Source organism: Bifidobacterium primatium, from assembly GCF_002802875.1.
Classification (GTDB): Bacteria; Actinomycetota; Actinomycetes; order Actinomycetales; family Bifidobacteriaceae; genus Galliscardovia; species Galliscardovia primatium.
In genome coordinates this window covers 75,267-88,094 of the sequence record NZ_PEBI01000002.1, presented here as the reverse complement: position 1 = coordinate 88,094, position 12,828 = coordinate 75,267, and the positions used below count along the sequence as shown (strand labels likewise).

General features: G+C 62.0%; 10 protein-coding genes. 1 reads left to right on the top strand and 9 read right to left on the bottom strand.

Annotation, left to right across the window (positions count from 1 at the left end; all coding sequences use genetic code 11):
• Positions 1-44: 44 nt before the first annotated feature.
• From murA to leuC, 8 genes are all read right to left on the bottom strand, one after another.
• On the bottom strand, positions 45-1,394 hold the full coding sequence (gene murA, locus CS006_RS04230) for a UDP-N-acetylglucosamine 1-carboxyvinyltransferase (RefSeq protein WP_100510556.1): 1,350 nt from the start codon (positions 1,392-1,394) through the stop codon (positions 45-47).
• A 148-nt stretch (positions 1,395-1,542) separates the two neighbouring features.
• Positions 1,543-2,709 (bottom strand): beta/alpha barrel domain-containing protein, encoded by a 1,167-nt coding sequence (locus CS006_RS04225; protein WP_100510555.1) that lies wholly within the window; start codon positions 2,707-2,709, stop codon positions 1,543-1,545.
• Between the two features lie 186 nt (positions 2,710-2,895).
• Positions 2,896-3,081: a hypothetical protein gene (locus CS006_RS04220; protein ID WP_100510554.1), complete on the bottom strand. Its 186-nt coding sequence runs from the start codon at positions 3,079-3,081 to the stop codon at positions 2,896-2,898.
• Positions 3,078-4,043: a hypothetical protein gene (locus CS006_RS04215; protein WP_133119527.1), complete on the bottom strand. Its 966-nt coding sequence runs from the start codon at positions 4,041-4,043 to the stop codon at positions 3,078-3,080. Before CS006_RS04215 ends, CS006_RS04220 begins: the two co-directional genes overlap by 4 nt.
• Positions 4,044-4,302: 259 nt before the next feature.
• On the bottom strand, positions 4,303-5,010 hold the full coding sequence (locus CS006_RS04210) for an Ig-like domain-containing protein (protein ID WP_100510552.1): 708 nt from the start codon (positions 5,008-5,010) through the stop codon (positions 4,303-4,305).
• A 6-nt stretch (positions 5,011-5,016) separates the two neighbouring features.
• Positions 5,017-7,314: an Ig-like domain-containing protein gene (locus CS006_RS04205; RefSeq protein WP_165777241.1), complete on the bottom strand. Its 2,298-nt coding sequence runs from the start codon at positions 7,312-7,314 to the stop codon at positions 5,017-5,019.
• 797 nt (positions 7,315-8,111) lie between these two features.
• Positions 8,112-8,795: a 3-isopropylmalate dehydratase small subunit gene (leuD, locus tag CS006_RS04200; RefSeq protein WP_100510550.1), complete on the bottom strand. Its 684-nt coding sequence runs from the start codon at positions 8,793-8,795 to the stop codon at positions 8,112-8,114.
• Between the two features lie 20 nt (positions 8,796-8,815).
• Positions 8,816-10,219, bottom strand: a complete 1,404-nt coding sequence (gene leuC / locus CS006_RS04195) for a 3-isopropylmalate dehydratase large subunit (RefSeq protein ID WP_100510549.1) — start codon at positions 10,217-10,219, stop codon at positions 8,816-8,818.
• 255 nt (positions 10,220-10,474) lie between these two features.
• Between leuC and CS006_RS04190 the strand changes: the two genes are divergently transcribed.
• Complete coding sequence (locus CS006_RS04190; protein WP_423734827.1) at positions 10,475-11,275, top strand: IclR family transcriptional regulator; 801 nt, start codon at positions 10,475-10,477, stop codon at positions 11,273-11,275.
• A 71-nt stretch (positions 11,276-11,346) separates the two neighbouring features.
• Here the strand turns inward: CS006_RS04190 and CS006_RS04185 are convergent, their stop codons facing one another.
• Entirely contained in the window at positions 11,347-12,720 is a 1,374-nt protein-coding gene (locus CS006_RS04185; protein WP_100510888.1) for a metallophosphoesterase family protein, read from the bottom strand.
• Between the last annotated feature and the right edge of the window lie 108 nt (positions 12,721-12,828).

Sequence of the window (12,828 nt, the reverse complement as noted above, 5' to 3'; positions counted from 1 at the left end):
CGAGGAGCAACGCCGAAGACGCTCCGTCTCCCGATTTTTACCCTTTACTCGAAATCGGCGCCGAGGGCGGCCAGCTTCCCCCGGAAGTCCGCGTAGCCGCGGTCGATGAGGGAGATGCCGCGCACAGTGGAGGGGCCTTCGGCGGCGAGCGCCGCGATGAGGTGCGAGAAGCCGCCGCGCAGGTCGGGCACGTCGATGTCGCGTCCGGTGAGCGGCGTGGGTCCGAAGATGACGGCGGAATGCTTGTAGTTGCGCTGCTGGAAGCGGCAGGGCAGGGAGCCGAGGCATTCGCGGTAGAGCTGCACGGTGGCGCCCATCTGCACGAGCGGCTTGGTGAAGCCGAAGCGGTTCTCGTAGACGGTTTCGTGCACGATGGAGAGGCCCTTGGCCTGGGTGAGGGCCACGACGAGCGGCTGCTGCCAGTCGGTCATGAAGCCGGGGTGCACGTCGGTCTCGATGGCGACGGGCTTGAGGTCGCCGCCCGGATGCCAGAAGCGGATGCCCTTGTCGGTGACGTCGAATTCGCCGCCGATCTTGCGGAACACGTTGAGGAAGGTCATCATCTCGGGCTGGGTGGCGCCCTTGACGAAGATGTCGCCATGGGTGGCGAGCGCGGCCGAGGCCCAGGATGCTGCTTCGATGCGGTCGGTCAGCGAGGTGTGACGGTAGCCCTTGAGCTCCTTGACGCCTTCGATGCGGAAGGTGCGGTCGACGTCCACGGAGATGATGGCGCCCATCTTCTGCAGTACGGAGACGAGGTCCATGATCTCGGGCTCGATGGCGGCGCCGGAGAGTTCGGTCTTGCCTTCGGCGAGCACGGCGGCGAGCAGGGTCTGCTCGGTGGCGCCGACGGACGGGTACGGCAGATGGATCTTGGCGCCCTTGAGACCGTTGGGCGCGGTGATGTGGATGCCGTCCTTGTGCTCCTTGTCGACGTTGGCGCCGAGCTTGCGCAGGGTCTCGAGATGGAAGTCGATGGGGCGGCCGCCGATGTTGCATCCGCCGAGCGCGGGGATGAACGCCTCGCCGAGGCGGTGCAGCAGCGGGCCGGAGAACAGGATCGGGATGCGGGAGGAGCCGGAGAGCGTGTCGACGTCGGCCACGTTGGCGAGCTCCACGTGCGAGGCGTCGATGGTGACGACGCCCTCATCGCCGTCGACGTCCACATGCACGCCGTGCAGGCGCAGCAGGTCGGAGACCACATGCACGTCGCGGATTTCGGGGACGTTCTTCAGCACCGAGGTGCCGGGGGCGAGCAGGGCGGCGACCATCGCCTTGCTGACGAAGTTCTTGGCGCCACGCACCTTGATCTTGCCGTTGAGCGGTTTACCGCCGACGACGCGCAACACATCATTCTCAGAGTTCACGAACTTCTCCTTCAATTCGTTCGTCATGGATTGGTATCGCCGATGACGAAAAAGACTACATATAGTCTGCCATATTCGGTGTGGCGACTCGGTGAAATCGCCTGTGGCGGACGCGGGAATAAATCGGGGACGAACGAAAGACGTCGTTTCATCCCCGATGCCGATTACATCCTGCTCACGCCTGCTTGATGCGACGGGCGAGGTCGGGGTTCCACATGGCGCCGGTGGCGCTCATGACGGCGTCAGCGCCGGCGGAACGGTATTCGGCGTAGTCGGCGGGCGCGGTGACGCCGCCGACGCCGACGATGCCGAAGTCGAGGCCGAGCCGTTCGCGAAGGGCGGCGAGGCGGCGGACCATGTCGAGGCCGGAGGGCTTGATGGCGGCGCCGCAGACGCCGCTGCGGTCGCGGCCCGCGCCCGGCAGGGCCTGGTTGCCGCGAGCGTCGACGAGCTTGGCGGAGATGGTGTTGATGGTGGAGAATCCCTGCACGAGGCCGCGGCCGGCGGTCACACGCACCATGTATTCGAGGTCCTCGTCGGAAGGCAGGTACGCGAGCTTGATGATGAGCGGGGTGTCGCCGATCTCGTTCTTGACGGCTTCGGTGATGGTGGAGACCTGGTCGGGAGCATGGCACAGCAGGCGGTTGTGGCCTTCGTTGGGGCAGCTGGTGTTCATCTCCATCACCTTGGCACCGGTTTCCATGACCAGGTGGGCGGTGGTGACGTGGTCGGTCACGTATTCGGCGGCGGTCATGCCGTCACGGCGGGAGCCCTGGAAGCTGGGGACGAGCAGCTGGCCCCTGCCGGCGCGCTGCATGGCGCGCTGCATGTCGGGCTGCCAGACGTCCGGATCCTGCGAGGGCACGCCGAACGAGTTGGAGATGGAGATTGGCGTTTCGAACTCATGGTCGGCGAGCACGCCTTCGTCGCATTCGTCGCTGCCCGGGGTCAGGATGCCGTCGGCGGACTTGGGGTGCACGGCGAGCACGTTGGGGAACGGGTTGCATCCCCATGCGTGCGAGCGAACGGTCTTGTATACGGCGAGGTCGAAGCCCATGTGGAACGCGGCCGTGGTGTAGCGTTCGTTGAGCAGCGGGCCGGCGGGGATGCCGAACGGCAGGTCGACGGGGATGCCGAAGAACGATTCGGCTGGTTCGGTCGCGTTGCCGGCATTGGCGTCGGATGCGGCGGCGTCCTTCACCGCACGGGCCACCTGGTCGTCGGAGACGCCGTCTTTGGCGTCGCCGCCGAGCGCTTCGGCGAATGCGCCGAACGGTCCGAACGCATAATTGTCTTCATAAGTGCGGTCAACGTCGTAGAACGGCGTAATCTTCTCGCTCATGGTCGTATGTCTCTCCCGATGCTATCCGATACGGCAAATTCTCCAGCTCATTCGATTGTACGGCAGCGACCATATGGGACGACATATGAAAAGTCCGGCACACGGCCGGGCTGGACAAATCACCCACGTCGTTTCATCCTCTTTGAGGCATCGACGCGCGGCCACCGCATAGCGGCAATCGCGATATCATCCGTTCTGAGGAAGCCAACGCAGAAGATTGTTATGTGCACGACGCTTCTGCTCTAGGGTACGGGCGTCTTCCTGCTCCACGATTCTCAACGCCTCATCGTACGCCTTCTGCATGTCACGGTCTCGGAACTCAGGACCGCCGGACTTCCTCCGCGCCTTACTGACAGTCTTCACTTTCATCATTGGACATCCTCCTTTCGTGGGTTCCTATTGTAGTCTTCGACCTGTGTGAGGAACAATCCACACTTCTTCAGCTGTTCTCGGTAATTCGATTCTGCCTGAGGCGAGAGCGCCAATTTCTCCGATATTGCAAGAAGCCGAGCCAATGCTTTCACGGAGTAGCGTTCTCTATTGGTGAATGCATCGTTTTCCAAGGCGTTGACGGTTACCATGCCGAACGGCAAATCGCCGCATCTCACTGAAATCGTGATGAATGACCGATATTTCAGTTTATCCTTCTTCCCTTTATCGAAATCAGGAAGGAGCTCTTCTGCTTTGTCTACGTCGTTGACAAGTACATCGACGTCGAATCCCCATAGGCCGTCTTTGTCTTTATTCCGTTCGCCATTGGAATCGGCATTCCAAAAGAACTCACCGGAAAATTCATCTTCCCTTGATTTGCCTGCATGCGCGACATTCGTCATGACCAGCTTGTTCTTCGAGAGCTGCCCGTCATCGATTCGATAGTATGCCGCACGGGCATTGGGGATATGCACCAAATCGCATATTTTGTCCACCACCGACTGACGTATCTGCGCTATCTGCTGTTTTCTCTCGCGTATCGTACCGTTGACGAAACGCACGAGGTCATCGGAAATACCGAGAAACACTCCGTTGATTAATGTAAGGACCGCGACACGTTCAGCCTTGCGTTCCTCCTCCAGAGAATGCATCTCGTCATCATGTTCCTCATCGGACCATTTCTTCTGCTTAGCCGACAGAAATGCCGCAAGCGCCGAGACAACACCGAATACCAACTGCAGCCACCACAACCATATGGGAGGCTGACTCCATATATGGGAGACAAATGTTGATACCGCAGCAGCCACTGCGGCACAGCAAATCACCACGAGAACCGCGTTTCTGCCCCGCGAACTGGCTAACTCATGACGTATGGCATCACGCAACCTATTATTTTGCATCATGGGACCTGCCTTCTTACAGCTCCTCTTCCCCTGTTTGCAACAGAATATCAATTATCACCTTGCAACTCACGCGCAGGGCCTATGCTGCCACTAAGCAAACGGCAGAGTGTTTTGTAGGCACAATGCGAGCCGACAGGCAAGCCAAGATGACACCTTCCATTTACACCCTGCAATACGCGATCACACCCCGCAATATGCAGCGAGGGGAGAAACCCGGCTCATGCGGGCTTCTCCCCTCCCCTGCTCGGCTAATCGCCTATCAGTGCGTGCGCTTGGTCTTCAGGTAGAAGACGGCGCCGGCGATGGCGACGAGAATCACCACCACGGCCACGATTCCGCCGATGGCGGCGCCGGTGCGCGAGAGCTGGCTGCTCTGCTTGGAGGCGTTCGTGCCGGTGTTCGTGGCGACCTGCGTCTTGTTCGGCGACGGCGTCGGGTTCGGCTTGTTCTCGTTGCCGCCGGCCGATGCCTCGCGAACCGTGACGTTGGCCTTGAGCGCGTAGTCGGCGCCATTCACCGTGGCCTTGCCCTCGACGGAGAAGGAACCGGCCTTGGCGTAGGAGTCGGCGGGAACGGTGCTCCATGTGGCCGGCTCGTCGGTGATGTCGCCGTTGGACCAGTGCACCTTCACGGTCTTCGGCAGCTGCGGCGACTTGCCCACCGTGGTGGGGATGTCGACGCCGTCCTCCACGAGCTTCACCGTGGCCGCGTTCACCTTCACGGTGACGGAGACGGTCTGGCCGGCCGCCTTGCCGTTGACGGTGAACTCGCCGCCGTCACGGCTCTGCCACTTGTCGAAGGCGTCCCACGTGATGGCTTCGGTGCTGTCCTTGCCGCCGTCGCTCCACGTGACGGTCGCGTCCTTGGGCAGGTCGGGCTTCTTGCCGGAGTCGACGGTGATGGTCGTGTCGCCGACGACCTTGGCACCGGCGGCCTTGGCACTGCGGATGGTGACGTTGACGCTCACGCCGTCCTAGTATCCGGCGATCTCGCCCTTGACGGTGACGGTCTTGTCCTTGCCGGAGCGGTTGGAGAAGTCCACGCCGTCGGTCTTCCACGTCACGGAGACCTGGCCGTCGTTGCCGTTGGAAAGCTTGGCGGTCACGGTATCGGGCAGGCCCAGCTTATCGCCGGCGTCGATGGTCACATCCTTCGGCGCGGTGACGGATTCGATGGTCGCGGCGGTGACGGTGATCTTCACGGTCACCTTCTTATCCGGGTAACCCTTGATTGCGCCGTTCACCGTGACCGTGTCACCGGCCTTGTCAAGCAGGTCCTTGAAGTTCTCCGGCTCGTTCCAGACGACGGGCTCGCTGGAGGAATCGCCGTTGCTCCAAGTAACCTTTGCGCTCTCGGGCAGCGGGGGGACAACGCCCTCGGTGGTCGAGCGATCGGCCGGGTCCTCGACGGATTCGATGGTGGCGGCCTTGACCGTCACGTTGAACGGCACGTCCTCATCCCAGTCGGCGACGCGGCCGGTGGCGGTGACGATGTGTGATTCACGCTTCGTGTTCCAGCCGTCGGGCAGTGTCAGCTTGATGCCGGTGCGCGTTTCGGTCGTACCATCGTTCCACTTGACGATGGCCGAACCGGTCAGATTGTCCGGCGCGGTCTTGGCGGAGTCGATGGTGATGTCGGAAGTCGCCGTGACAGCGGTAATCGCGCGGGCTTTGACGTTCACCGTTACCTTCACGGTGAGCTGCTTGCCGTCCTTGTCGAGCAGCGGGTTGCCGGCGGCGCGCGCGTTCACGGTGGTGTCGAGCACGGTGCCGGTCGCGGTGAAAGTGCCTTCGTTCGCGTACTTGGAAGCGTCGATGGCATCCCACTTGACGGTGTTGATGGTGGTGGAGCCATCGGTGTACGTCACGGTGGCGTTGATGTCGTCCAGCTTCGGCTTGGTGCCGGCGATGGTGTCGACGGATGCGGGGGTCGCCTCGGCGCTCACGGCTTCGGTCTTGCCCACGGTGATGGTCAGCGAGACCTTGGCGGTCTGGCCGTCGTTGGAAGCGGTGCCGTTCAGGGTGAACATCTTGCCGGCGGTCTTGTACTGGTCGCCGATGTCGTCCCACTTCACGTCCGCAGTGCCGGTTTCGCCGTTGGACCAGGTGATGGCTGCGCTCTTGGGGAGCTTATCGGTCGGGTCAACACCGGCCGGGGTGCTCAGCGCGTTCGGGGTCACGATGGCTGAGGTGATGGTCGCGGCGGCCACGTTCAGCGTGAGCGTGACGCCCTTGCTCCAACTATCCACCTGGCCCTTGATGGTCACCTTGTGGGCGTCGCGGTCCTTGTTCCAATCATTCGGAACGGATTCCCACGTGACCGGCACCTGCGCAGTGGACTTGTCGTCGTACGTGGCGGTCACCTTGGCCGGCAGCGTCGGCTTGGTTGTACTCGAATCCACATCCAGCGTGACATCCTTCACACCAGTGATGGTCTTCTTCGGCGCATACTCCTTCAGCGCCTCCTCGACGCTCTGGGTCTTACCCTGGGCGGTCTTGCTATTGCCGATTTCCAGAACGGAGACCAACGCGCCATCCCACTGGCCGCCGCTGACCTTGGCCACGCCGAAACCGGCGATATCGGCCAGAGGGCTGACCTCCGTGAGGTAATGACCATATCCCTGACGTTCATACTGCAGAATCTGCGCATCGGTCATGTTCGCGTACTGCGGGTTGTCCTTACGCACCTGATCGAGATTGAATTCAACATTCAGCTCGCTGTACCACGAATTGACCGGTTCCATGCTGGAGTCGTAATCCGGGTATCCGATGGCCAATGCCTCGGGACCGAAAACGAAGGTGCCGGGCTGATATCCATTATTGCTGTTCGTCAGGTTGTTCGCACCCCAGCTTGGACGGCCATTGGTCATGTTGTCGTGGCTGAGAGGGTTGTTCGGGTTCGTCACCGCACGCTTGGCCAGCTCGTTGGCGCGGGTCTGCGCCCACGACATCATCTGATCGTTGACCTTCAGCGCACCTACGGGCTTGCCGTCACCGGTGTTCTCGGCGAACAGGGACGCCGAGACAGTGGTATTGTTATCCGCACTATACGCATTGGCAATCTGCTGAGGGGTCAGCGCCCTGCGGTCATCACGGGCGCGCAACGTATTCAGATCCTGCATGTATTCCAACGCCTGATAGATGTTCGCATTAGCGGTGGCATCGGCGCCGACCTCGTCCGCCGCGTTGGCGGTGACGGCGGTGAGGCCCATCGTAGCGACGGTGGCCACTGCGGCGAGCACGCCGACCACTTTCTTCTTCCAGCCGCTCATGCGCGGCTCTTTCCTTTCAGCCGTCAAGCCGTTCAAGCTCATGGCATTCCCTTCTGCTTCCGGACGCCGCGCACACTCCACCGGTCCGACGACGGCCCGGCGGCTCCTCATGAACGCAGACATCTCAATGAATCAGCCTGTATTCCACTACACCACAGTACTCCCTCGGGCCGATACGGGGGAATCCATCGAAATACCCTCCATACCCCTCTACTGCATGTCATACGGTTGCAGACCACGCGATTTGCAATGGATTCGATTGCAAAAAATCGGTATTGTCACGCAATCCATCAATACCGGTCGATATTCGATGGATTCGACCGCATTTTCCCAAAAATGCAGCGTAATCCATCGGCTTCGCGGAACACCCAAAACAAGAACCGCATGATTGCAACGATTCGCGGCGTCGACGTCGACTGCCGCGATGGACTGCGGCGATTTTTCCCGAAAATGCAACGTCGTCCATGGAAATCGACATGATTCCCATGGACGACGAAGGATTCGGGCTATTTTGACGAGCAATCCATTGGGACGGGTCAGAGCGCGAGACCAAGCCAGCCCCCTCAATCCGGTGTGGACGAACAGCTTCCCTCGGCCACGAGGGCAGCCCCACGGTTCGCCGACTCCGCTGCAAAATCAATCGCGGCAGACCGATTGAGGAATCGGCCAACGGACCCGGTCCGGCAATTATGGACGGGCTGACGCCCGCGGTTTTCTGGCTTCGCCGCGAGATATATCGCGGCTTCGCACGGGACCGGTGGGACAGTCCACTGGACTGTCCCACCGGCTGATCGAGACTACTTGTCTCGATCAGCCAAAGGTCCCGTCCAATCGTATTCCTGCTCGCGGGCGGATGTGATGGGCTCCTCGGGCAGATGGCGGGCCGGCAGCGTGGTCGGCTTGAACGGGAACTTCTCCGCGCGCATCTTCTCGTAGGCGATGATGTCGTCCTCGTGGTGCAGCGTCAGATCGATGTCGTCGTAGCCGTTCATCAGGCGCCAACGCACGTAGTCGCCCACCTCGAACGGCAGCGTCACGTCGCCGCAGGTCACGGTGCGTTCACCCAGGTCGACGGTCATCTCGCGGCCCGGCTCCTCCTCGAGCAGCTTCCACAGCAGCTCGATCGACTCCATCGGCATGATGGCGGCAAGCACGCCGTTCTTGGCGGTGTTGCCGTAGAAGATGTCGGCGAAGCGCGGTGCGATGACCACGCGGAAGCCGTAGTCATGCAGCGCCCATACGGCGTGCTCACGCGACGAGCCGATGCCGAAGTCGGGACCGGCCACAAGAATCTTGCCGTTGCGGTACGGCTCCTGGTTGAGCACGAACTCGGGGTCGCGGCGCCACGCGTAGAACAGCGCGTCATCGAAGCCGGACTTGGTCACGCGCTTCAGGAACACGGCGGGAATAATCTGGTCGGTGTCGACGTTGGAACGACGGAGCGGAACGCCCACACCGGTGACGACGGTAAGTTTTTCCATGATTGCTTGAGTCCTTCTCTTTACAGGTCGGCGGGGCTGGAGATGGTGCCGCGGATGGCGGTGGCGGCGGCGACGGCCGGCGACGCCAGATGCGTACGCGAGCCCTTGCCCTGTCGTCCTTCGAAGTTGCGGTTCGACGTGGAGATGGAGCGTTCGTCGGCGACCATCTTGTCGGGGTTCATGCCCAGGCACATCGAGCAGCCGGCGTTACGCCATTCGGCGCCGAAGTCCTTGAAGATCTTGTCAAGGCCTTCCTTCTCGGCCTCCAGACGCACGCGGGACGAGGCCGGCACGACGAGTACGCGATGCAGGCTCTTCGCCTTGTGATGGCCCTTCATGATGGCGGCGGCGGCACGAAGGTCCTCGATGCGACCGTTCGTGCAGGAGCCGATGAACACCGTGTCCACGGCGATGGACTTGATGGGCTGGCCGGGCTTGAGGCCCATGTACTTGATGGCGCTTTCGGCGGCCACGCGCTGCGTCTCGTCGGTGATGGTCTCCGGATCGGGCACGTTCGCGGTGATTGGCAGGCCCTGACCGGGGTTGGTGCCCCACGTCACGTACGGCTGCAGGTCCTCGGCGCGCAGCGTCACCTCCTTGTCGAAGACGGCGTCGTCGTCGGTTTTGAGCGTCTTCCAGTATTCGACGGCCTTGTCCCACATCTCGCCCTGCGGAGCGTGCGGACGGCCCTTGAGGTATTCGAACGTGATCTCGTCGGGGGCCACCATGCCGGCGCGGGCACCGGCCTCGATGGACATGTTGCAGATGGTCATGCGGGCTTCCATGCTGAGCTTGTGGATGGCCTCGCCACGGTATTCGATGACATGGCCCTGGCCGCCGCCGGTGCCGATCTTCGCGATGATGGCGAGGATGATGTCCTTGGCGGTCACGCCTTCGGGCAGTTCGCCCTCCACGTTCACGGCCATGGTCTTGAACGGCTTGAGGCTCAGGCACTGCGTGGCCATCACGTGCTCGACCTCGCTGGTGCCGATGCCGAACGCGAGCGCGCCGAACGCACCATGCGTGGAGGTGTGGGAGTCGCCGCACACCACGGTCATGCCCGGCTGGGTGAGGCCGAGCTGCGGGCCCACCTGGTGCACGATGCCCTGGTCGGCGTCGCCGAGCGGGTGCAGGCGCACGCCGAACTCCTTGCAGTTCTTCTCGAGCGTGCTCAGCTGCGTGGCCGACGTCTTGTCGGGGTTCGGCTGGTCGATGTTCACGGTCGGGGTGTTGTGGTCCTCGGTCGCGATGAGCAGGTCGGTGTGACGCGGCTTGCGGCCGGCCAGACGCAGTCCCTCGAACGCCTGCGGGCTGGTGACCTCGTGCATGAGCATGAGATCGATGTAGATGAGGTCCGGCTCGGCGTTCTCGCCCTTGCGGACGAGATGATCGGCCCAGACTTTCTCGGCCAATGTGGTTCCCATGGTTTTACCTCCTAGGGGCACAATCGCAACGTTTGCCGCAACGTTATCGCAACGTGTATCGACGTTGATTCCTCTTGTTTTTCCTCGGTGGCTACTCCTTTGAATAGCCCAGACACATCGAGTATGGTGCTTCGGTCAAATTCGAGACTTTTGCATTTCACATTATGAGATGGCATAATCCCAATCATGGCAATACAAAACGGCGATTCCTCAATGGGTGGAACATTGCAGACGAAAAAAGAAACAGTAAAAGTATTGACAAATCCGCGCAATGCGTCCAGTCAGAGCGACGAGGCGGCTTCGGCCAAGCCGGAATCCTCGCGCAAGGAGGTGCATTCGGGCGTCGGCGTGCTCGACAAGACCGCCAAGATCCTCGATACGCTGGAGGGCGGTCCGGCCACTCTGGCGCAACTGGTGAACGAGACCGGACTGGCGAGGCCCACGGCGCATCGTCTGGCCATCGCTTTGGAGAAGCACCGGTTCATCGTACGCGACCAGCATGGTCGTTTCGTGCTCGGATCGCGTTTCGCCGAACTGGCGGCAGCGGCCGGCGAGGACCGTCTGCTCACCGCATGCGGCCCGATTCTGCAGACGCTGCTCGACCGTACGGGCGAGTCGGCGCAGATCTACCGCCGTCAGGGCGACCAGCGCGTGTGCATCGCGGCCGTGGAGCGTTCGAGCGGTCTGCGTGATTCGATTCCCGTGGGTGCGATCCTGTCGATGGAGGCCGGTTCGGCCGCGCAGATTCTGCTGGCGTGGGAGGATCCAGAGCGTATGCATCAGGGACTGCGACGCGCCAAGTTCACCGTGGCGAAGCTGACGACCGTACGCAAGCGCGGCTGGGCGGAGTCGGTGAACGAACGCGAACCGGGCGTTGCCTCGGTTTCCGCTCCGATTCGCAACGCCTCCGGTCAGGTGATCGCGGCGATTTCCATCTCCGGCCCGACGAACCGTATGGGCACGACGCCCGGCCAGCATTTCGCGCCGCTGGTCATGGCCGCCGGCAAGTATCTTTCCGACGCCCTGATCCGCGCCCACGCGGTCTCGGGCATGTAATGGTCGAATGGCCTGTTTGAACGACAAAGGCTCCCTGCGGGGAGCCTTTGTCATATCCGGATATCCATTATCTACCGGCGCTTGCCGGTGAAGCCGAGCGACGCGATGGCGGCGGCGAATCCGGCGGCCAGCGTCGACACCAGTCCCGGCTTGCGCAGCAGGTTCCACGCGTCACCCGGATTCGTAGGCACATGGCTCATCGCGAACGTGTACGCCTTGCGCGTCGTGGGCTTGCCCACGATCTGCCCGAACTCCAGCAGCTGCGTGCGCGGCTCGTACGGATGACGGATGTCGAACTCGAACAGTCGTGCCGCGCGCTTGTCGGGCACCGGACCATACGAGCCGAATCCACAGGTGGGCGTCGCGCCGAGCATGATGCCCTCGGTCGTGCCGACGAATCCGTTGCGGTGGTCGTGGCCGGCGAACAGGCCGAAATAGCCGTCGGTGTCCTTCATGATCTGGAATTCGCCGCAGTCGATGTCGGGGCAGCTCACGCCCTCCCCCAGATAACTGCCCGGCAATGTCTTCGATTCGTCGAGAACGTAGCATGCGGCGTCGAAGCTGCGGTATCCCTGAATCGCATACGCGGTGGACGACGAGACCGGCTTCAGCACGTCGTAGAACTGCGGGATCGGAATGTGCTGGAACACGATGGACTTCGCGCCCAATGCGGTCGGCATGGCGTCGAGAAAATCGAGCGCACGCTGGCTCGGCGTATCGTAGCCGCCGGATTTCGCATAGTCGCCGGAATCCACCATCACGAGGCCGATGACGTTGCGCGTATGGTCCACATCGGAGACGGGCAGCGCGAACGTGCCGGGCTCGCATGCGTACACCTGCTGGTCGGCGAGACCGGAGTACGCGGCCGACTGCGCGGCTCCCGGCTGTTCGGCGGCCGCCATCGGGGGATTCAGGCAGCCGGGGAATTCGCGATAGATGTCGTTGAGTTCGGCGTTATCCAGTCCGCATTGGAAATCGTGATTGCCGAACGTGACGGCGAACGGCACATTGCGGTCGACGAGCGGCTGTACGAACTGCCGGATGGATTTGCGCACGAGTTCGCGCGTATGGTCGAAATCGCCCTTATCGGGCTTCACGCCGCCCTTGGGCATGTCCCAGCGACGCTTGCGCGACGTGCGCGCGTATGCGGAGTCGTATCCGGCGATCTGGTCGCCGGTGAACACCACGATGTCGGGACGGGCGGCGTCGCAGGCGGCGCCGATCAGACTGATGGTGTCCTTGGAGATCTTCGGACCGTCCTGGATATCGCTGAACTGAAGAATACGGAATTTGCCGGAATGATGGAATTGCAGCCGTCCGAGCTTCGCGGAGACGGAGACGGGACGTTCCTCTTCTACGGCGTCAAGCAACTGATGGGTGTGTTCGCTCACATGGGACAGCGCACGACCGGCGTTGGCCGCGCTTCGGTGAATTCGTTCACTCATACCCATAACCCTACTTCACCTACCCTGAGAATCAACTGTATTCATGGCCGTGTATCCGAGCCGCGCATTGTGCATACGCTCCCATGGCCCGCTCCTATGACACATCAC